Below are 18,868 nucleotides of genomic sequence, written 5' to 3' on the forward strand. Positions count from 1 at the left end.
GATGCAGCATTTGAATTACAACCATCTGTATTATTTCTGGATGGTGCAGCGCAAGGGCTCGGTGGCCAAGGCCGCCGAGGCCCTGTGCCTGACGCCACAGACGGTAACTGGTCAGGTTCGCGCCCTGGAAGAGCGCCTGGGAGGACCGTTGTTTCGCCGGGCCGGCCGCAGTCTTGAGCCCAGTGAACTGGGTGAACTGGTATTCCGCTATGCCGATCGTATGTTCAACTTGAGTTACGAACTGCTGGACTTGCTCAATTATCGCAAGGATGCCTCACTGCTGTTCGAGGTGGGCATAGCCGATGCCCTGTCAAAGGCGCTGGCCGGTCGCATCTTGCTCACCGCCATGGATGACAAGATGCGCCTTAATTGCTATGAGGCCACCCATGAGAGCCTGATGGCCAGGCTGCGGGAGCATAAGCTTGACATCATATTGTCCGACTGTGCCGGTGAATCACTCAAATACCCGGAAATCCTCTCCAAAAAACTGGGGGAGTGCGGTGTGAGCTTTTTCTCCGTCCGTAGCTATGACAGACCCTTCCCGGCTTGTCTGGAGCAGGATGCACTGTTGATCCCGGGTAAGCGTACCAGCCTTGGTCAACAATTATGTCGTTGGTTCCATGAGCAAAACCTTGAGGTTAATATAGGCGGCGAGTTCGACGACGCCGCCATGATGAAGGCCTTTGGTCTGTTCGGTCGGGGCATATTTGTTGCCCCGTCCATTTACCGTCAGGATCTGTTGCAGCAGGGAATGCTACTGTTGGGGGAAACCCTCGACGTGCGTGAGGAGTACCACGTGATGTTTGCCGAGCGCATGATCCAGCACCCGGCGGTAAAACGCCTGCTGGCGTCGGACTTTGGGTCTTTGTTTGCCGGCGAAGAACTTTCTCCCTCGGCCGAATGATGGGATTCGCTTGCGGTGGCAAAACTGCTAGACTAGCGTCCACTTGACCGCAGTATGAGTAAGGGGAAAAAGGTGTCGGAATTGATGAACATAGCCCGAGTCAGATGGGCCTGCCGCCGCGGTATGCTGGAATTGGACGTGCTGTTTCAACCTTTCGTTGAAAAGCATTATGAGGCCATGAGCGATGCCGATAAGGCGGTGTTCGTGCGGTTGTTGGCTTGCGAAGATCCTGAGTTGTTTGCCTGGTTCATGGGACATGAGCAATGTCCGGATCCCGAGCTGGCCGCCATGGTGATCACGGTTCGTGGACGCGAGGCGCCATAACTTTTCCCTGGGGCCATCCCGCGACAGTTGGCTTTGTTTTGCGCTGTTGTGGGCCCTGAGCCTCAGTAGTTTTCTGGCCTGGCCGCGGCAAACGTCGCTGGCCTGGTTGAAAATCCTGCTTATCTTCTCGCTATGCCTGTCTTTTATCGTTGCCGCCAGGCATTTGTGGTTGTGGCGCTGGCAATTCAGCCTGGATACTGAAGGACGGGGACTGCATTCCGATGGGCGTCAGTTCTCCTTGTCTCAGCCTTTGTGGGTGTCTCCCTTCGCCTGTCTGATCTGTTTCCGCAACCAGGGACATGAGGGCGTGCTGGAGCGCCGGGGCCGCTGTGTGCTTATCTGTGCCGATATGCTGCCCGATAACCAATACCGCCACCTGTGTCGCTTGCTGCTGCAAATAAGGGACAAAAAGTCACAGACGGTGATCTAATAAAAAAGCGCCTTGCAAGGCGCTTTTTTTTATTTTCGGGTTAATCGGGCTGCAATATGGTGGGGCCCGAGTGTTCCAGCTTGGCCGGATGATCTATGTTGCAGTGCAGGCCGCGGCTTTCTTTGCGGGCCATGGCGCAGCGGATGATAAGCTCTGCAACCTGCACCAGATTACGCAGCTCCAGCAGGTTATTGCTGACCCGGAAGTTGGAGTAATACTCCTCAATTTCCTGCTGCAACATGGCGCAGCGGCGCAGGGCCCGCTCAAGGCGTTTGTCGGTACGCACTATGCCCACATAGTCCCACATAAACAGCCGCAGCTCGTGCCAGTTGTGGGCGATAACCACTTCCTCATCCGAGTCGGACACCTTGCTTTCGTCCCAGGCCGGCAGTTGTCCCGGCATGGGGATCTTGCCCAGCTGGCTCTCTATATCCTGGGAGGCGGCGCGGGCAAACACCAGGCATTCCAGCAGTGAGTTGCTGGCCAGGCGGTTGGCGCCGTGCAGGCCGGTATAGGCCACTTCACCTATGGCGTACAGGCCGTTGAGATCGGTCTGACCGTGCAAGTCCGTCATCACGCCGCCGCAGGTGTAGTGAGCAGCAGGCACCACGGGAATGGGATCCTTGGTGATGTCTATGCCCAGCTCCAGGCAGCGGCTGTAGATGGTCGGGAAGTGTTTGATGACAAATTCGGCCGGTTTATGGCTGATGTCCAAATACACACAATCAGCACCCAGACGCTTCATTTCAAAATCTATGGCCCGGGCCACAATGTCCCGCGGTGCCAGCTCGGCCCGCTCATCGAATTCCGGCATAAAGCGGCTGCCATCGGGGCGGCGCAGGAAGGCGCCTTCACCGCGCAGGGCCTCGGTCAGCAGGAAGTTGCGGGCGTCCGCGTGATAGAGGCAGGTGGGGTGGAACTGGTTGAATTCCATGTTGGCGACCCGGCAACCGGCCCGCCAGGCCATGGCGATACCATCGCCACTGGCCACATCCGGGTTGGAGGTGTATTGATAAACCTTGGAGCAGCCCCCCGTGGCGAGGGCGACGAATTTGGCCCTGACGGTTTCCACCTGCTCCTGCTCCCGGTTCCAGACATAGGCACCCAGCACCCGGTTGCCTGGGCGACCCAGTTTGCGGCTGGTGATAAGGTCGATGGCGTTGTACCGCTCCAGCACCTGGATATTGGGGTGATTGCGGGCCCTGTCCTGCAGTGTGGTTTGTACCGCCTTGCCGGTGGCATCGGCGGCATGCAATATGCGCCTGTGGCTGTGGCCGCCTTCACGGGTGAGGTGATAGGGCTGACTGCCGTCGCCTTCCTCGTCCTTGTCAAAATCGACCCCGCATTCTATTAACCATTGCATGGCGGATTTGGCATTGGCGGCTGTGTAGGTGACCACGGCCTCATCGCAAATACCGGCGCCGGCCACCAGGGTATCGGCCACATGGGACTCGACCGTATCGCCTTCGTCAAAGACAGAGGCGATGCCGCCCTGGGCGTAATAGGTGGAGCCTTCGCTTAATGGGCCCTTGGAAATTAGAATAACCTTCGTTTTTTCAGCCAGATGCAGCGCCAAAGTCAGGCCGGCCGCACCACTGCCTATCACCAGTATGTCTGATTGGTGTTCAACTGCTTGTTTCATCGGGTATCATGTCAGGTCAAATAAGTTCCGCTATGGTAAACCAAGTCGCACTTTTAAGGTACTTGCCGCCGTCGCGGTTTTTTTATAATTGCGCAGAACTTTTTATACAGACGCGAGTCTCAATAACTGAATATGATTCGAGCGACTGAGAAATCAGCAATATAGATTTGGGAGAAGTCGGCTCGGATGAGTGGACAACAAAGCGATCAACAGCTGGTAGAGCTGGTGCAGCAGGGCAATAAAAATGCCTTTAACCTGCTGGTGCAAAAATATCAGGGAAAGGTCATCAACCTGATTTCCAGGTATGTACGGAATCAGGCTGACGTGGCCGATGTGGCTCAGGAAGCCTTTATTAAGGCTTATCGCGCATTGCCCAATTTCCGTGGTGAGAGTGCGTTTTATACCTGGCTCTACCGCATTGCGGTTAATACCGCCAAAAATTACCTGGTATCCCAGGGACGCAGGGCGCCGGCCAACGATGTGGATGCCGATGAGGCCGAGTATTACGACGGCAGTGATGCGCTCAAGGAATTTGCTTCACCGGAACGGCTGATGCTCTCCGATGAAATTAAACGGGTGGTGTTTGAGACCCTGGAGTCATTACCCGAAGAGCTGAGAATGGCAATTTCGTTGCGGGAACTCGATGGCATGAGCTATGAAGATATAGCCAACATCATGGATTGCCCGGTTGGAACTGTCAGGTCGCGGATTTTCCGTGCCCGGGAAGCGATAGACAAAAAGCTCCAGCCGTTATTGGAGAACTGAAACTGAACACTCAAGCAGTCTTGATTTTAACAGCCTTGACAGAGACAGGTGCGTAATGGAAAAAACAGGTCAGGAATGGGTATCAGCCGCAGTGGACGGCCAGATCGACAACGAGTCGCTGGCGCAGTTGGCGGCAGATACAGATTCACAGCAGCAATGGGCACGTTATCACCTGATTGGGGATGCGATGCGCGGCGAGTTGCCTGAGACGATCCATCTGGATCTGAGTGCCGGCATTGCGGCCGCCATTGAGCAGGAGCCAACTGTTTTGGCACCGCGCCGTTCCTTCGCGCAGGGCAAACTGGGTGGCATGCTGCGTCACTTTGGCCAGTATGGCATTGCTGCCGCTGTGGCCCTGGTGGCCGTGGTAGGGGTACAGAATTACCAGGCCGTTGATACCGAAAGCGCCCCTTTGCCCGTGCTTAATACCCGTCCATTGGTCGGTTCTGCATCGCCGGTGAGCCTGCAGACAGGTGCTGCGCAACAAAATCAGGGCATGATCAATGAGCAGTTGTTGGAGCAGCGTCGCCGTATCAATGCGTATTTGCAGGACCATATGCTGCAACAAAGATTGAACACAGGTGTGGTTGTAGACGAGAATAGCGAGGAAACCCCGGTCAATCGCTGAAGGAGTTAGCTTGCGTTTCTTGTTATTGGTCCTTTGTGGCCTGATTTTTCCCGCCTTTGCGGATGAGATGTCCGCCAAAGCCTGGCTCGAGCAGATGAGCCAGGCCCTCAAACAACAACAGTACAAAATGTCGGTTATGCACATGCAGGCCGACCATATCCGCCCCCTGGTGTATCTGCATGGCAAGGTAGAGGGCCGGGAAGTGGCGTTTCTTGAGCATCTCAATGGTCCGGTGAAAAATGCGGTGCGTATCGACAATACCGTCACCTTTATCGAGCATGATCAACCGGCCTACAGCGTCAATGCGACCAGTATCGAAGGGCTGTGGCCGGCAATATTTGCCGGGAACATCAATGAATTGGAGCCAGGCTACCAGTTTGTCCTCGGTGGCCGCAGTCGGATTGCCGGTCGTCCCGGGCAACAGGTGCGCTTGATCCCGAGCGATGATCACAGATTTGCACTGCAGGTGTGGCTGGATATGGAAACCTTTTTGCCGCTGCGCTACGACATGCTGACCGCCAACAAGGAACTGCTTGAGCAAGTCATGGTCATTGAACTGCTGGTGCTGGATACGCCTCCGGCGCTGCTGGTGGAAGCCGCCCGTCAGGAATGGCCTCCCGTGCTGAACCAGCTTGCGCGCCAGGATGGCCAGAATTGGCAGTTTTCCTGGTTACCAGAGGGGTTCAAAATAGTGGCCCGGGACCACCACCGCCTGATGGGCAGCCAGGAAGCGGTGGAGTTTGTGGCCTTGACCGATGGCATAGCCAAAATTTCCGTGTATGTGGCCCGCGCCGGCAGCACGCCCCTGCCCGATGAGCTGGTGAGCCGCAATGGCCTGGCTCTGGTGACCGAAAAGGTGGGCAATGCCGAAGTGGTGGCTGTGGGCAAGGTACCTGCTGCGACCCTGAGCCGTATCATCCGCAGCCTGACCCTGGAATCTGCGCCATGATGGAGGAGTTGGCCCGGGTAGTGGCCATTGAACCAGAGGGCTGGGTCCAACTTGAGGTGGAACTCAAAAGCGCCTGTGGCCACTGCAGTGCCAGCGACAATTGTGGCACCTCCGCGGTAGCCAAGGCCTTCGCTCCCAAACATCAAAGATTTTCCATTCATACCGATGTCACTTGCCAGGCGGGCGATATGGTGCGCCTGGGACTGCCAGAAAGCGTGCTGCTGAAGGCGGCCGCTTTGGTGTACCTGCTGCCGCTGGCGGGCCTGCTGCTCGGTGCTGTGCTGGGGCAGAGTCTCGGCGCCTTCACCTCACTTGGCAGCGATGGTACAGCCATCGTCCTGGGGCTGGCGGGTGCTGCCGCAACTTGGTGGCTTGGCAAACGTCTTGCGACCCGGCTTGAGAGCGACAGTCAGCCCATCATATTGGCACGGCTGGGGCCGCAACTGTCCGTGGGCTCCCATTCCTGAAGTTCCCCAAGGGGCGAAATAGCATGAATCTGATTGGTATTGGGATAGCAATCGGGTACAATTTCGCACCTTTGATTTCGTCGTTCACTTTAGTCATTACAGCATAATGAAACACATTAGAAACTTTTCCATCATTGCCCACATTGACCATGGCAAATCCACTCTGTCCGACAGGCTTATCCAGGTGTGTGGCGGTCTGACCGACCGTGAAATGGCTGAACAGGTACTCGACTCCATGGATCTTGAGCGTGAGCGCGGCATCACCATCAAGGCCCAGAGCGTGACCCTGGACTACAAGGCAAAAGACGGCGAGACCTACCAGCTTAACTTCATTGACACCCCGGGCCACGTGGACTTCTCCTACGAAGTTTCCCGCTCCCTGGCCGCCTGTGAGGGCGCGCTTTTGGTGGTCGATGCCGGTCAGGGCGTAGAAGCCCAAACCCTGGCAAACTGTTACACCGCACTGGAAATGGATCTGGAAGTGGTGCCGGTACTGAACAAAATCGACCTGCCCCAGGCCGAGCCTGAGCGTGTTGCCGCCGAGATTGAAGACATAGTCGGTATCGAAGCTCAGGATGCGGTGCGTTGCTCCGCCAAGACAGGTGTGGGCATAGACGAAGTGCTCGAGACCATAGTGGCGCAAATTCCGCCGCCGCAAGGCAATCCTGAAGGTCCACTGCAGGCACTGATCATCGACTCCTGGTTCGACAGCTACCTGGGCGTTGTGTCTCTGGTGCGTATCAAGCACGGCGCGCTCAAGAAGGGCGACAAGTTCAAGGTGATGAGCACAGGCCAGGCTTACAACGCTGATCGCGTCGGTATCTTCACGCCGAAGATGAAAGACCAAGACGAGTTGAAAACCGGTCAGGTAGGCTATGTTATCGCCGGCATCAAGGAAATTCACGGCGCCCCCGTGGGTGATACCCTGACCCTGGCCAAGCACGGTGCCGAGAAACCACTGCCGGGCTTTAAGAAGGCTAAGCCTCAGGTATACGCCGGTGTGTTTACCATATCCACCGACGACTATGAAAGCTTCCGTGATGCGCTGAACAAGCTCAGCCTGAACGATGCCTCGTTGCAGTTCGAGCCCGAGACCTCTTCGGCGCTGGGCTTTGGTTTCCGTATCGGTTACCTGGGCCTGCTGCACATGGAGATCATTCAGGAGCGTCTGGAGCGGGAATACGATCTCGACCTCATCACCACGGCGCCCACCGTGGAATACGAGGTGCTGCTGACCAACGGCGAAACCGTGTACGTGGATAACCCGTCCGATCTGCCGGCCATCAACTACATCGAAGAAATGCGCGAGCCCATTGTTCAGGCCAACATCCTGGTGCCCAAGGAGTATCTGGGTAACGTGATCACCCTATGTATCGAGAAGCGCGGCGTACAGAAGAACATGGTGTACCACGGCAACCAGGTGGCGCTGACCTATGATATTCCGGCCGCCGAAGTGGTAATGGACTTCTTCGATCGCCTCAAGTCTACCAGCCGCGGCTATGCCTCGCTGGAATATAACTTTATCCGTTTCGAGCCCGCCGACATGGTGCGTCTGGACGTGCTAATCAACGGCGATCGCGTAGACGCGCTGGCGATGATCATCCACCGCTCCAACATCCGCCACAAGGGTATTGCCCTGGTGGAGAAGATGAAAGAGCTGATCCCAAGGCAGATGTTCGATATCGCCATTCAGGCGGCTGTGGGTAACCAGGTTGTGGCCCGTTCTACCGTGAAGGCGCTGCGTAAAGACGTAACCGCCAAGTGTTACGGTGGTGACGTGTCCCGTAAGAAGAAGCTGCTGCAGAAGCAAAAAGAAGGTAAGAAGCGGATGAAGCAGTTGGGGAACGTGGAAGTACCGCAGGAAGCCTTCCTCGCCGTACTCAAGCTCAACGAGTAACAGTTGAGCCTGTACTGACCAAGACCTGAGCGCCGCAGTTTGCGGCGCTTTAGTTAGTTTATCCGCCAGCGGCGGGTAAATTCACCAAAGCGCAATGCATTCAGGAACATCCTTGGTATAAAAGTGACTAACAAGACGTAATCAACCGGCAAGGAGAATTCATGGCCGCTTACTTTTCACAGATTCTGGTTCTGGTGACCCTGGTTTCGGGACTGATATGGTTTTTCGATGCCAGGTTTCAGGCCCCCAAGCGCCGCGAAGCCCTGGCATTGGCCAAGGCCAGCAATGCCAACCTCAGCGATGAAGCCGCCGAGGCCCTGGTGCGTGAGCCCTATATGGTCGAAACCGCCCATTCCATTTTCCCCGTCATCGCCTTTGTATTGGTGCTGCGCTCTTTTCTGTATGAACCATTCCAGATCCCGTCGGGCTCCATGATGCCAACCCTGTTGGTGGGGGATTTCATCCTGGTGGAGAAGTTCAGCTATGGCATCAAGGACCCTGTGTGGCGCAAGCAACTGATTAACACAGGCGACCCCAAGCGTGGCGACATAGTGGTATTCAAGTACCCTGAGAACCCGGCCATTGACTATATTAAACGGGTAGTGGGCCTGCCCGGTGACCGTATCTTCTATCAGGATAAGCAGCTGTATATTCAGCGCGCCTGCCAGGAAGGCGAAGCCTGCGGCAGCGTGCCGCAAAAGGTGGAGCGGGTATCGGTGAACTCGGGTGAGTTCTCCCATGACGGTGTGCCGCTGCTGAAATTCCGCGAACAGCTGGGCGATGTGACCCACGATATTTTGATCAACCCACGTCGCCCGGATATGCGCGGCATGTTCTTCCATAAGGACGGCCTGCCAACAGGCGAGTTCCTGGTGCCCGAAGGCCATTATTTTATGATGGGGGACAACCGTGATAACAGTACCGACAGCCGTTTCTGGGGCTTCGTGCCTGAGGAGAACCTGGTGGGCAAGGCTGTGGCCATTTGGATCAGTTTTGAATTCGAACGTGGCCCCGGCGATGTGCTGCCAAGCTGGATCCCAACTGGGGTACGCTTTAACCGGGTCGGCGGTGTAAACTAAGTCATGGAACCTATCAAGAACCTGCCCAGGCTGTGCCGTACCCTGGGCTACAGCTTCAATGACATAGGCCTGCTGAATCAGGCATTGACCCACCGCAGTGCCTCCAATCTGCACAACGAAAGGTTGGAGTTTCTCGGTGACTCCATTTTGTCGATAGTCATCTCGGACGCCCTGTATCACCAGTTTCCCAAGGCCACCGAAGGTGATTTGAGTCGGATGCGTGCCACTTTGGTGCGCGGTGATACCCTGGCCGTGATAGCCAAGGAATTTAAACTGGGTGACTACCTGACCCTGGGGCCGGGAGAGCTCAAAAGCGGCGGTTTCCGCCGTGAGTCGATTCTCGCCGATGCGGTGGAAGCCATCATAGGGGCAGTCTATCTGGATGCGGATCTCGACACCTGCCGCGGCCTGCTGCTCAGCTGGTACAAGGAGCGCCTGGCGGGCATACAACCGGGTGTGAGTCAGAAAGACGCCAAGACCACGTTGCAGGAGTATCTGCAGAGCATGAAAAAGCCGCTGCCCGAGTATCATGTGGTCGCGGTTGAGGGCGAGGCCCACGACCAGACATTTACCGTGGAATGCCGCATTGCCGATCTGTCCCAGACTGTGATCGGTGTTGGCAGTTCAAGGCGCAAGGCCGAACAGGTTGCTGCTACGCAAGTATTGGAATTATTGAAGAAATGAGTAAAAAGCCCGAGGACATTCGTCCTCAAGATGCGCCCCAGTCCGAGCCAAGCCTGGACGAATTGCTGGCCCGCATGAATGCCCAAAATGCGCCCGCGCAGCACTATGATGTGACTTATTGCGGCATGGTGGCCATAGTCGGCCGTCCCAACGTGGGCAAGTCGACCCTGCTCAACCGTCTGCTGGGGCAGAAGATCAGCATTACCTCGCGCAAACCCCAAACCACCCGTCACAGGATCATGGGGATCCACACCGAGGGACCGCACCAAATCGTGTTTATCGACACCCCAGGTCTGCATATTGAAGAGAAGCGGGCTATCAACCGTCTGATGAACCGGGCCGCTGCCAGTTCCCTGGCCGATGTGTCCATGGTGATCTTCGTGGTCGATGGTCTTGCCTGGACCGCCGACGATGAAATGGTGCTCAGCAAGCTGCGCCGTGGCGATCAGGAGCGCAAGATTGTGCTGGCCATCAACAAGGTCGACGGCATCAAGGACAAAGAAAAACTGTTCCCCCATCTTGAAGAGCTGGCGGCCAAGTATGACTTCGATGAAATACTGCCAATTTCCGCCAAGACCGGCACCAACGTGGCCCGCATCCTCGAGTTGGCGCGGGAGTCTTTGCCCGAATCTGTGTTCTTCTTCCCCGAAGATTACGTGACCGACAGATCCCAGCGCTTTATGGCGTCCGAAATCGTCCGTGAGAAGCTGATGCGCTTTTTGGGGGACGAGCTGCCCTACGATGCCACGGTGGAAATCGAGCAGTTCAAAATGATGGAAAACGGCGTGTATCAGATTAACGCCCTGATCCTGGTGGAACGCGATGGCCAGAAGCGCATGGTCATAGGTAAAAAAGGCGAGCGTATCCGCACCATAGCCTCCGAAGCGCGGATGGACATGGAGCGCCTGTTCGACAACAAGGTATTTCTCGAAGTGTGGGTCAAGGTCAAGTCCGGTTGGGCAGATGACGAACGGGCCCTGCGCAGTCTGGGCTACGGCGAAGACTGAGTTGCCATGGAAAGGGGCTACCTGCTGCACCTGCGTCCCTACCGGGAATCCAGCGCCATAGTGCAATTGCTGGTGGACGGTCAGGGACGGGTGGACGCGGTGGCCCGCCTCGGCAGCGGCAAGCGCACCGTCAAGGCCTTGCTGCAACCTTTCCAACCCCTGCTGTTTTCCCTTGCCGGTCGCGGTGAACTCAAAAACCTGCAACAACCGGAAGCCTACGCCCCAGCTGTGCCCCTTGGCGGCGATGCCCTCTATGCCGGCATGTATCTCAATGAATTGCTTATCCGCTGCCTGTCACACGGCCACGCGGGAGAAGGCTTGTTCCTGGCCTATCACCAAACCCTGATGCGGCTGGCGCTCGGTATGGACCAGGCCTGTCTGCGTTATTTTGAGCTGGCGCTGCTCTCAGAACTCGGCACCTGTCCTCCACTGGCGGAAGATGCCCTGGGGAATGTGGTACAGGCCGACAGCCACTACAGCTGGCGACCTCAGCTCGGCCTTGCCCCCGACAGCCGTGGCGACATAGCCGGTCATACCCTGTTGGCCCTCAGTAACAAGGAGCTGCAATCTGAGCAGCTGCGTCAGGCAAAACTTTTGCTGCGGCAATTACTGGCCCCCTTTGTCGGCGATAAGCCCTTGGCCAGCCGTGAATTGTTCCGCCGCCGTCACGGTGGCAATCAACCAGCCTGAGTCGCGACGATAGGACTGCACTTTGTGGCGCGGCTCAAGTACAATGGCGCCTCACCAAAAAGCCAAGGAGTTGTCGATGAGCCGCATTTTACTGGGCGTGAACATAGATCATATTGCCACCCTGCGTCAGGTCCGTGGCACCCATTACCCCGATCCTGTCCATGCCGCCGCCGTGGCCGAGCACGCGGGTGCCGATGGCATCACAATTCACCTGCGGGAAGACAGGCGCCACATCATTGATCGCGACGTGTATCTGCTGGCCAAGACCCTCAAGACCCGAATGAACTTCGAGTGTGCCGTTACCGAGGAAATGTTGAATATCGCCTGTGACATCAAGCCCACCTATGTGTGCCTGGTGCCGGAGAAGCGTGAAGAGCTGACCACTGAGGGCGGCCTGGATGTGGCCGGGCAAATGGACAAGATCCGCGCTGCGGTAACCCGCCTTGCTGCTGCCGGCATCAAGGTATCCCTGTTTATCGATGCCGATAAAACCCAGATTGACGCCGCCGTTGCCGTGGGGGCTCCGTATATCGAGATCCACACCGGCTGTTATGCCGATGCCGAAACCGAAGCCGAAGAGGCCGCCGAGCTCGACAGGATCGCCCGCATGGCCAAGTACGCCCATGAGCAGGGGCTGACGGTCAATGCCGGTCACGGTTTGCACTACCACAACGTTAAACCCATTGCCGCCATTCCCGAGTTATATGAACTCAACATAGGCCATGCGATTGTTGCCCGCGCGGCCATTGATGGTCTGGATAAGGCCGTGCGCGACATGAAGCAGCTGATGCTGGAAGGTCGTCGGGGCGAGTAATGGCAATCCTGGGGCTGGGCACTGACATAGTTGAAATTGAGCGGATCCGCGCCCAGCTGGAGCGTGGCGGTGAGCGCCTGGCCCGGCGGGTATTGACCGAGGCGGAGCTGGCCCGTTTTGCCGCCAGTGCCCAACCCGAGCGTTATCTGGCCAAACGCTTTGCCGCCAAGGAAGCGGCTGCCAAGGCACTTGGCACCGGTATAGGTCGGGGCGTGTCGTTCCAGCACATTGAGACGGACAACAATGCCGATGGGGCGCCGGTGCTGAGTTTCAGTGGCGGTGCCGCCGAACGCTTGGCCGCCATGGGTGGCAACCGGATACACCTCTCCATCGCCGACGAACGCCATTATGCGGTGGCAACCGTGATACTCTCGCGTGACTGACAGATCTGCCCGACTTTGAAGAGACGCCCAGGTGGCGTCTTTTTTATTGGCTTGAGTTGCCCCCGCGGCTCTGGTTTACTGGAAAAACCTGGCCCGCGGTAACGGCCGTGAACTTCGACCTTGGAGATAAGGATGAAATCCGCCGTTGAACAGCTCGCCAGCTATAAAAGCGTGCACCTGAATCCCACCAACCTCAAAACCCATTGTGTGGGCATTCCCCTCATTATCTGGGCCGCCGCTGTCTGGATGAGTTTGCCCAGGCTGTCCCTGCCACTTGCGGGGGAGGCGCCCCTGTCCACTCTGGCCGCGCTGTTGATACTCGGCTATTACTTGCTGCTCCATTGGCGCCTGGCATTGGGCATGGTGCTTTTTGGCACGCCCTTGGTGCTCAGTGCCCAATGGATGGCGGCGCAGCCCCATGCGCCCTGGATAGCGGCGGCGGCCTTTGGCATTGGCTGGGTGTTTCAATTGATAGGGCACAGGTTTGAGAAGGCCAAGCCAGCCTTCCTTGAAGATCTCAATCAGTTATTAATAGGACCGCTGTTCCTGATGGCGGAGCTGTATTTTGCCTTGGGGCTCGAGGCGCGGCTGAACCAGGATATTACGCCATTGGCGGTGGCCAGGCGCAGGGCCTTACAGCAGAAGAACAAGCAGCAGGCAAACAAGCCTTGATATGAAAAAGGCGCCCAGGGGCGCCTTATTACTTTATCAGGGGGCGCGGTAATGCCCCGGAATGACCCTGACGCTTTTAATCATGTTGTCCGCCACTTCCACTATTTCTATCGGATAGCCCGCCAGTCGCAGACTGGTATTGGCGGCGGGAATTTCTTCCAGGTATTCCAGGATCAGGCCGTTAAGCGTCTTGGGACCGTCGGTGGGGAAGTCCCACTTCATTTCCTTGTTGAGATCGCGAATGTTGATGCTGGCATCAATCAGATAACTGCCGTCCTGCTGGACGCTGATATCCTCACTCGGTGTCGGGATCATCGAGGTGGTAAAGTCACCGACTATTTCTTCAAGGATATCTTCCAGGGTCACCAGACCCTGAATATCGCCGTACTCATCCACCACCAGGCCGATACGTTCTTTGTTGTGCTGGAAGTTGGCCAGCTGCACATTGAGCGGCGTACCTTCGGGCACAAAATACAACTCCTTCACCGCCCGCAGCAGTGAAGACTTGCTGAACTGCTCCTTGGACTGCAGTCTCAGGGCATCGCGCAGGTGGATAAAGCCGACCGCATCATCGATATTGTCGCGGTAAACCAACACCCGGGTATGGGGACTGGTGACCACCTGGCGATTGATCACCTTGAAATCGTCGTTGACGTTAATGGCGTAGATATCCGACCGCGGCACCATGATGTCTTCCACTGTGACCTTTTCCAGATCGAGGATAGACAGCAGCATGTCCTGGTGACGTTGTGGGATGAGGGCGCCGGCTTCGTGTACCACGGTGCGGAGCTCTTCCTGGCTGAGGGCGTCGTTGGTGGCCACCGAATGTATACCCATCAGTCGCAGCATGCCCGAGGTGATGAGGTTCATCAGCTTTACAAAGGGCCAGAGGCATACCAATAGCCAGCGCAGCAACAGGCTGGAAGGATAGGCGATACGCTCAGGGTGCAAGGCAGCCAGGGTCTTGGGGGTCACTTCGGCGAAAATGAGTACCAACAGGGTCAGGATCCCAGTGGCTATGGCCACCCCGAGATCGCCCCAAAGGCGCAAGCCTATGATGGTCGCAATGGCCGAGGCCAGAATATTGACCAGGTTATTGCCGATAAGAATAAGGCCAATCAGGCGATCTGGCCGTTCCAGCAGTTTCAATGCCCTTTCCGCTCCCTTGTGGCCACTGTTGGCCAGATGACGCAGGCGGTAGCGGTTCAGGGTCATCATCGCCGTTTCCGAACCGGAAAAATAAGCGGATATGAGAATAAGGACAAACAGGAACAGCAACAGGGTGCCGGTCGATATAGATTCCAAGCAAGGGCTCCGTTATGGCCGGGAGAAGTAAGTAAATACTGGCATTTTACAGGGGTGTCAAGTCAACGTCAGTTTAGGATCAGTTCCTTGACGATGCGGGCACCAAAATAGGCCAGGGATAACAGGCCTGCACCGGTCAGGCTATATATCACCGCTGTGCGTATCTTACAGCCAACAGTGTATTGCTGCCACAACATGGCGATATAAACACACCAGGCCAGGATTGACAGTATGGCCTTGTGGCCCTTGCCATCACCAAACATGTCGTCAAGGAATACAAAGCCTGTGGCCAGGGACAGACTGAGCAGTATCACCCCTATGATGATCAGGTGGTACAGCTGCTTTTCCACCGTCATCAGCGGCGGCATGGCAGGGCTGAGCAGCAATTGCTTCTTCTTCAGCTTGTTCTGGATCATCTGCAACTGGATGGCATAGAGAGCGGCAATCATCAGTGCACTGTAGGCCATCAGCGACAGCACCACGTGGGCCAGCACCTCGGGGTGCAGCTCAAAATGGGTGATGTATTGCGGTGGTACCAACCATAACAGGGCCACACTGAGCACGGAGCAGGCGTAGATCACCGGCACCACCACTATGACCTTGAGCCTGAAGATCAGCAGGGTAAAGCTGAAGGCTATGATCCAGTTCACCAGGGAAATCACATTGGTCAGGCTGAAGTTTTGACCATCACCGGTAAACATGGCCTGGGACAGGGCAGCTGCATGCAACACCACGGCAATGGCGGCCACGGCGGCCACGGCACGGCGGTTGGGGCCATCGGCATGGAACAGTCTGCTGGTAACCAGCACCAGCGCTATGCTGTAGAAGAACATGGCAGAAGCGGAAAAAAGAACCATGGATCCGTACCCTAATCAAAGGAGTGTGGGGCCCGCTGCTGGCGGGTGTCCGAATAAATTGTCGCTAGAATAACACGAGCTTGCCGCGATTGGGCAGTGATGTAAGTTGCAAATTTCAGTCAAATCCTGTCGTTAGTCGCAGAAATTGCATTCAAGGTCGCCAAGGCGCAGGCCGGCGTTGCAGTAGCATAAACTGAGCGCATCGTTATAATACAGCCCACATTGGTCAATTCTATAGGGTTAGCACAGGACGATGTTTGAGAACCTCACCGACAGATTGTCACGCACGCTGAAAAATATCAGTGGCCGTGGTCGCTTAACGGAAGACAACATTAAAGACACCCTGCGGGAAGTGCGCATGGCACTGCTGGAGGCGGATGTTGCCTTGCCCGTGGTGCGTGAATTCGTCAATGCGGTCAAGGAACGCGCCGTAGGTCAGGAGGTGACCAAGAGCCTGACGCCGGGCCAGGTGTTCGTCAAGATAGTCCAAAGCGAGCTGGAAAAAGCCATGGGCGAGGCCAACGAGGCCCTGAACCTGGCCGCCCAGCCGCCGGCGGTGCTGATGATGGCCGGTTTGCAGGGCGCGGGTAAAACCACCAGCGTCGCCAAGCTGGCGAAATTCCTGCGCACCCGCCAGAAGAAATCCGTGCTGGTGGTCAGCGCCGACGTTTACCGTCCGGCGGCGATCAAGCAGCTGGAAACCCTGGCCAAGGAAGTGGAAGTGGAATTCTTCCCCTCCGATGTGAGCCAAAAGCCCATAGACATTGCCAGCGCGGCCATAGCCCACGCCAAGCTCAAGTTTATCGATGTGGTGATCCTCGATACCGCAGGTCGCCTGCACGTCGATGATGCCATGATGGACGAGATCAAGGCCCTGCACGCCGCGGTCAAGCCCATAGAAACCCTGTTCGTGGTCGATGCCATGACGGGTCAGGACGCCGCCAATACCGCCAAGGCCTTCAACGAAGCCCTGCCGCTGACCGGTGTGGTACTGACCAAGGTCGACGGTGACGCCCGTGGCGGTGCGGCCCTGTCCATCCGCCATATCACAGGCAAGCCCATCAAGTTCCTCGGTGTCGGTGAGAAAACCGATGCCCTTGAGCCTTTCCATCCGGACCGGGTGGCATCACGCATCCTCGGCATGGGCGACGTGCTCTCCTTGATTGAACAGGTTGAGCGCGGCGTCGATAAAGAAAAGGCCATGAAGCTGGCGTCCAAGGTGAAGTCCGGCGGCAATTTCGACCTGGAAGATTTCCGCGAGCAGTTGCAGCAGATGAAGAACATGGGCGGCATGATGGGCATGCTGGAAAAGCTGCCCGGCGTTGGCCAGTTGCCACCCGAGGCCCTGGCCCAGGTGCAGGATGGCAAGATGACCCGCCAAATGGAGGCTATCATAAACTCCATGACCCCGGGGGAACGCAAGAACCCAGACATCATCAAGGGTTCGCGCAAGCGTCGTATTGCCGCCGGTTCAGGCACCCAAATTCAGGATGTGAACCGCCTGCTGAAGCAGTTCACCCAGATGCAGAAAATGATGAAGAAAATGTCGGCCAAGGGCGGTATGCAAAAGATGATGCGCGCCATGGGTGGCATGATGCCGGGAGGCATGAAATTCCCGGGGCGTTAAGCCCCGAAATACAGCGCGAATGCCGCCGTAAAAATCGCCAGTAGCGGTTGCATTCGCCCGAAAGTCAGGTAAAATCGTCCGGCTTTCTTTCTGGGACTCTCTTGCGAACACGGGGTTCCAGTTTTTATTTTTGCTTCTGGCAAATCATTAGAGGATAAAAAACGCATGGTTACCATTCGTTTAGCTCGTGGTGGCGCGAAAAAGCGTCCATTCTACAACATCGTTGTTGCTGACAGCCGCAACGCCCGCGACGGTCGTTTCATCGAGCGCGTTGGTTTCTTCAACCCACTGGCCAAAGGTCAGGAAGAAACTCTGCGTCTGGACCTGGACCGTGTTGACCACTGGGTGGCCAACGGTGCAGCGACCACTGAGCGTGTTGCTAAGCTGATCAAAGACGCCCGTAAAGCTGCTGCTTAATGGCGTAAAGGTATAGATTGATGAGCAGTAACCAACAGCCGATAGTGGTGGGCAAAATTGGCTCTACCTACGGCATCAAAGGTTGGATGAAGATCACCTCCTATACCAATTCTGTTGAAGATATTTTTGACTACTCGCCCTGGCTTATCCAAGAACAGGGAAAGTGGCGTGAAGTGAAAGTCAGCCAGTGGCGCTTCCACGGCCAGGCGGTGATTGCCGCACTGGAAGGGGTTGAGACACGGGAGCAGGCGCAAATGCTCACTAACTGTGAGATTGCCATCCTGCCTGAGCAGATGCCTGAGTTGCCCGAAGACGAGTTCTATTGGCGCGATCTCATGGACTGCGAGGTGATTAACACCAAGGGTTATCACATGGGCAAGGTTGAACAGATCGTGGAAACAGGATCCAACGACGTACTGCTGGTGAAAGCCAACGCCAAAGATAGCTTCGGCAAAGTGGAACGTATGATCCCCTTTGTCCCCGGCCAATTCATCCTCGAGGTGAATGTGCCGGAAAAACAGATAGTAGTGGATTGGGATCCGGACTTTTAAGTCGAGGTACAACACATGTGGTTAGGGGTAATCACCCTGTTTCCCGAGATGTTCCGTGCCGTCAGTGACTTTGGAGTAACGGGTCGGGCCGTAAAGAACGGCCTGCTGGAGTTGCAAACGTGGAATCCCCGTGATTTCACCCATGACAGACACAATACCGTGGATGACCGACCTTACGGCGGCGGCCCGGGAATGTTGATGATGGTGCAACCACTGAAAGACGCTATCCAGGCAGCCAAAGCGGCGGCCGGTGAGGGCGCTAAAGTGATATATCTGTCGCCTCAGGGGCGCAAGCTGACACAGCAAGGTGCGGCTGAGCTGGCAGAATCGCGGAAGCTGATATTGGTGTGTGGTCGTTACGAAGGTATCGATGAACGCATCATACAGACGGAAGTGGATGAGGAATGGTCGGTGGGCGATTACGTGCTTTCGGGCGGTGAATTGCCGGCGATGACCCTTATCGACGCAGTCTCGAGACTGGTGCCCGGCGTGCTGGGTAAACAAGCCTCGGCGGAGCAGGATTCCTTCTCCGATGGTCTGCTTGATTGTCCCCATTACACCCGGCCCGAACAGTTGGATGGTCTGGATGTACCGGCAGTGCTGCTGAGCGGCAATCACGAAGAAATTAGACGCTGGCGTCTGAAACAAAGTCTCGGAAGAACTTTGTTAAGACGACCGGAATTATTTGAAAATCTAGCTCTGACTGACGAGCAAACCCGCCTCCTGGCGCAGTTTGTTGACGAGATGGAACATCCACAGAAGTCGTAGCTCAGTTA

General features: G+C 56.4%; 22 protein-coding genes. 19 read left to right on the forward strand and 3 right to left on the reverse strand.

The window, feature by feature from the left end; translation table 11 throughout:
• The first annotated feature begins 1 nt into the window (after window position 1).
• From nhaR to JYB84_RS03970, 3 genes are all read left to right on the forward strand, one after another.
• Entirely contained in the window at window positions 2-904 is a 903-nt protein-coding gene (gene nhaR / locus JYB84_RS03960) for a transcriptional activator NhaR (RefSeq protein ID WP_207322149.1), read from the forward strand.
• 84 nt (window positions 905-988) lie between these two features.
• Window positions 989-1,228 (forward strand): FAD assembly factor SdhE, encoded by a 240-nt coding sequence (locus JYB84_RS03965; protein ID WP_207322150.1) that lies wholly within the window; start codon window positions 989-991, stop codon window positions 1,226-1,228.
• Entirely contained in the window at window positions 1,209-1,658 is a 450-nt protein-coding gene (locus JYB84_RS03970) for a protein YgfX (protein WP_207322151.1), read from the forward strand. Before JYB84_RS03965 ends, JYB84_RS03970 begins: the two co-directional genes overlap by 20 nt.
• A 40-nt stretch (window positions 1,659-1,698) precedes the next feature.
• Here JYB84_RS03970 and nadB read toward each other — a convergent pair whose 3' ends face one another.
• Window positions 1,699-3,300: an L-aspartate oxidase gene (gene nadB, locus JYB84_RS03975; RefSeq protein ID WP_207322152.1), complete on the reverse strand. Its 1,602-nt coding sequence runs from the start codon at window positions 3,298-3,300 to the stop codon at window positions 1,699-1,701.
• A 186-nt stretch (window positions 3,301-3,486) separates the two neighbouring features.
• Between nadB and rpoE the strand changes: the two genes are divergently transcribed.
• The 12 genes from rpoE to JYB84_RS04035 all read left to right on the forward strand — a co-directional run bounded on the left by rpoE (window position 3,487) and on the right by JYB84_RS04035 (window position 13,335).
• The gene (rpoE, locus tag JYB84_RS03980; protein WP_207322153.1) at window positions 3,487-4,065 is read left to right on the forward strand and encodes an RNA polymerase sigma factor RpoE; all 579 of its coding nucleotides are present in this window, start codon (window positions 3,487-3,489) and stop codon (window positions 4,063-4,065) included.
• 55 nt (window positions 4,066-4,120) lie between these two features.
• Window positions 4,121-4,693, forward strand: a complete 573-nt coding sequence (locus tag JYB84_RS03985; RefSeq protein WP_207322154.1) for a sigma-E factor negative regulatory protein — start codon at window positions 4,121-4,123, stop codon at window positions 4,691-4,693.
• A gap of 10 nt (window positions 4,694-4,703) precedes the next feature.
• A complete protein-coding gene (locus JYB84_RS03990; RefSeq protein WP_207322155.1) occupies window positions 4,704-5,642 on the forward strand; it encodes a MucB/RseB C-terminal domain-containing protein in 939 nt (312 codons plus the stop codon).
• Complete coding sequence (locus tag JYB84_RS03995) at window positions 5,639-6,109, forward strand: SoxR reducing system RseC family protein (RefSeq protein ID WP_207322156.1); 471 nt, start codon at window positions 5,639-5,641, stop codon at window positions 6,107-6,109. The genes JYB84_RS03990 and JYB84_RS03995 overlap by 4 nt, the downstream gene beginning before the upstream one ends.
• Window positions 6,110-6,215: 106 nt before the next feature.
• A complete protein-coding gene (gene lepA / locus JYB84_RS04000; protein WP_207322157.1) occupies window positions 6,216-8,006 on the forward strand; it encodes a translation elongation factor 4 in 1,791 nt (596 codons plus the stop codon).
• 161 nt (window positions 8,007-8,167) lie between these two features.
• On the forward strand, window positions 8,168-9,085 hold the full coding sequence (lepB, locus tag JYB84_RS04005) for a signal peptidase I (RefSeq protein WP_207322158.1): 918 nt from the start codon (window positions 8,168-8,170) through the stop codon (window positions 9,083-9,085).
• Window positions 9,086-9,088: 3 nt separating this feature from the next.
• Window positions 9,089-9,769 carry a ribonuclease III gene (gene rnc, locus JYB84_RS04010; RefSeq protein ID WP_207322159.1) on the forward strand — a complete coding sequence of 227 codons (681 nt, stop codon included), beginning with the start codon at window positions 9,089-9,091 and terminating at the stop codon, window positions 9,767-9,769.
• Complete coding sequence (gene era / locus JYB84_RS04015) at window positions 9,766-10,776, forward strand: GTPase Era (protein WP_207322160.1); 1,011 nt, start codon at window positions 9,766-9,768, stop codon at window positions 10,774-10,776. Before rnc ends, era begins: the two co-directional genes overlap by 4 nt.
• Window positions 10,777-10,782: 6 nt before the next feature.
• Window positions 10,783-11,466, forward strand: a complete 684-nt coding sequence (recO, locus tag JYB84_RS04020) for a DNA repair protein RecO (RefSeq protein WP_207322161.1) — start codon at window positions 10,783-10,785, stop codon at window positions 11,464-11,466.
• A gap of 76 nt (window positions 11,467-11,542) precedes the next feature.
• Window positions 11,543-12,280, forward strand: a complete 738-nt coding sequence (pdxJ, locus tag JYB84_RS04025; protein ID WP_207322162.1) for a pyridoxine 5'-phosphate synthase — start codon at window positions 11,543-11,545, stop codon at window positions 12,278-12,280.
• On the forward strand, window positions 12,280-12,663 hold the full coding sequence (acpS, locus tag JYB84_RS04030) for a holo-ACP synthase (RefSeq protein ID WP_207322163.1): 384 nt from the start codon (window positions 12,280-12,282) through the stop codon (window positions 12,661-12,663). Before pdxJ ends, acpS begins: the two co-directional genes overlap by 1 nt.
• 132 nt (window positions 12,664-12,795) lie before the next feature.
• Complete coding sequence (locus tag JYB84_RS04035; protein ID WP_207322164.1) at window positions 12,796-13,335, forward strand: Mpo1 family 2-hydroxy fatty acid dioxygenase; 540 nt, start codon at window positions 12,796-12,798, stop codon at window positions 13,333-13,335.
• Window positions 13,336-13,371: 36 nt separating this feature from the next.
• On the opposite strand, the gene JYB84_RS04040 is transcribed toward JYB84_RS04035, so the two are convergent.
• Together JYB84_RS04040 and JYB84_RS04045 are read right to left on the reverse strand one after the other, a co-directional pair.
• Window positions 13,372-14,640, reverse strand: coding sequence for an HlyC/CorC family transporter (locus JYB84_RS04040; protein ID WP_207322165.1), 1,269 nt, complete (start codon window positions 14,638-14,640; stop codon window positions 13,372-13,374).
• A 68-nt stretch (window positions 14,641-14,708) separates the two neighbouring features.
• Complete coding sequence (locus tag JYB84_RS04045) at window positions 14,709-15,497, reverse strand: cytochrome C assembly family protein (protein ID WP_207322166.1); 789 nt, start codon at window positions 15,495-15,497, stop codon at window positions 14,709-14,711.
• Window positions 15,498-15,750: 253 nt separating this feature from the next.
• On the opposite strand from JYB84_RS04045, the gene ffh reads away from it, so the two are divergent.
• From ffh to trmD, 4 genes are all read left to right on the forward strand, one after another.
• The gene (ffh, locus tag JYB84_RS04050) at window positions 15,751-17,124 is read left to right on the forward strand and encodes a signal recognition particle protein (RefSeq protein WP_207322167.1); all 1,374 of its coding nucleotides are present in this window, start codon (window positions 15,751-15,753) and stop codon (window positions 17,122-17,124) included.
• Window positions 17,125-17,289: 165 nt separating this feature from the next.
• A complete protein-coding gene (gene rpsP, locus JYB84_RS04055; RefSeq protein ID WP_207322168.1) occupies window positions 17,290-17,541 on the forward strand; it encodes a 30S ribosomal protein S16 in 252 nt (83 codons plus the stop codon).
• A 20-nt stretch (window positions 17,542-17,561) separates the two neighbouring features.
• Window positions 17,562-18,092: a ribosome maturation factor RimM gene (gene rimM, locus JYB84_RS04060; protein ID WP_207322169.1), complete on the forward strand. Its 531-nt coding sequence runs from the start codon at window positions 17,562-17,564 to the stop codon at window positions 18,090-18,092.
• A 15-nt stretch (window positions 18,093-18,107) separates the two neighbouring features.
• Window positions 18,108-18,860 carry a tRNA (guanosine(37)-N1)-methyltransferase TrmD gene (gene trmD / locus JYB84_RS04065; RefSeq protein WP_207322170.1) on the forward strand — a complete coding sequence of 251 codons (753 nt, stop codon included), beginning with the start codon at window positions 18,108-18,110 and terminating at the stop codon, window positions 18,858-18,860.
• Window positions 18,861-18,868: the final 8 nt, after the last annotated feature.

The organism is Shewanella cyperi, assembly GCF_017354985.1.
In the GTDB taxonomy this organism is placed as follows: Bacteria; Pseudomonadota; Gammaproteobacteria; order Enterobacterales; family Shewanellaceae; genus Shewanella; species Shewanella cyperi.

Bases quoted from the DNA above. Each gene is read 5' to 3' on its own strand.
- nhaR (WP_207322149.1), top strand. From the start codon at position 2: ATGCAGCATTTGAATTACAACCATCTGTATTATTTCTGGATGGTGCAG.
- JYB84_RS03965 (WP_207322150.1), top strand. From the start codon at position 989: ATGAACATAGCCCGAGTCAGATGGGCCTGCCGCCGCGGTATGCTGGAA.
- nadB (WP_207322152.1), bottom strand. From the start codon at position 3,300: ATGAAACAAGCAGTTGAACACCAATCAGACATACTGGTGATAGGCAGT.
- rpoE (WP_207322153.1), top strand. From the start codon at position 3,487: ATGAGTGGACAACAAAGCGATCAACAGCTGGTAGAGCTGGTGCAGCAG.
- JYB84_RS03985 (WP_207322154.1), top strand. From the start codon at position 4,121: ATGGAAAAAACAGGTCAGGAATGGGTATCAGCCGCAGTGGACGGCCAG.
- JYB84_RS03995 (WP_207322156.1), top strand. From the start codon at position 5,639: ATGATGGAGGAGTTGGCCCGGGTAGTGGCCATTGAACCAGAGGGCTGG.
- lepA (WP_207322157.1), top strand. From the start codon at position 6,216: ATGAAACACATTAGAAACTTTTCCATCATTGCCCACATTGACCATGGC.
- lepB (WP_207322158.1), top strand. From the start codon at position 8,168: ATGGCCGCTTACTTTTCACAGATTCTGGTTCTGGTGACCCTGGTTTCG.
- rnc (WP_207322159.1), top strand. From the start codon at position 9,089: ATGGAACCTATCAAGAACCTGCCCAGGCTGTGCCGTACCCTGGGCTAC.
- era (WP_207322160.1), top strand. From the start codon at position 9,766: ATGAGTAAAAAGCCCGAGGACATTCGTCCTCAAGATGCGCCCCAGTCC.
- recO (WP_207322161.1), top strand. From the start codon at position 10,783: ATGGAAAGGGGCTACCTGCTGCACCTGCGTCCCTACCGGGAATCCAGC.
- pdxJ (WP_207322162.1), top strand. From the start codon at position 11,543: ATGAGCCGCATTTTACTGGGCGTGAACATAGATCATATTGCCACCCTG.
- acpS (WP_207322163.1), top strand. From the start codon at position 12,280: ATGGCAATCCTGGGGCTGGGCACTGACATAGTTGAAATTGAGCGGATC.
- JYB84_RS04035 (WP_207322164.1), top strand. From the start codon at position 12,796: ATGAAATCCGCCGTTGAACAGCTCGCCAGCTATAAAAGCGTGCACCTG.
- JYB84_RS04045 (WP_207322166.1), bottom strand. From the start codon at position 15,497: ATGGTTCTTTTTTCCGCTTCTGCCATGTTCTTCTACAGCATAGCGCTG.
- ffh (WP_207322167.1), top strand. From the start codon at position 15,751: ATGTTTGAGAACCTCACCGACAGATTGTCACGCACGCTGAAAAATATC.
- rpsP (WP_207322168.1), top strand. From the start codon at position 17,290: ATGGTTACCATTCGTTTAGCTCGTGGTGGCGCGAAAAAGCGTCCATTC.
- rimM (WP_207322169.1), top strand. From the start codon at position 17,562: ATGAGCAGTAACCAACAGCCGATAGTGGTGGGCAAAATTGGCTCTACC.
- trmD (WP_207322170.1), top strand. From the start codon at position 18,108: ATGTGGTTAGGGGTAATCACCCTGTTTCCCGAGATGTTCCGTGCCGTC.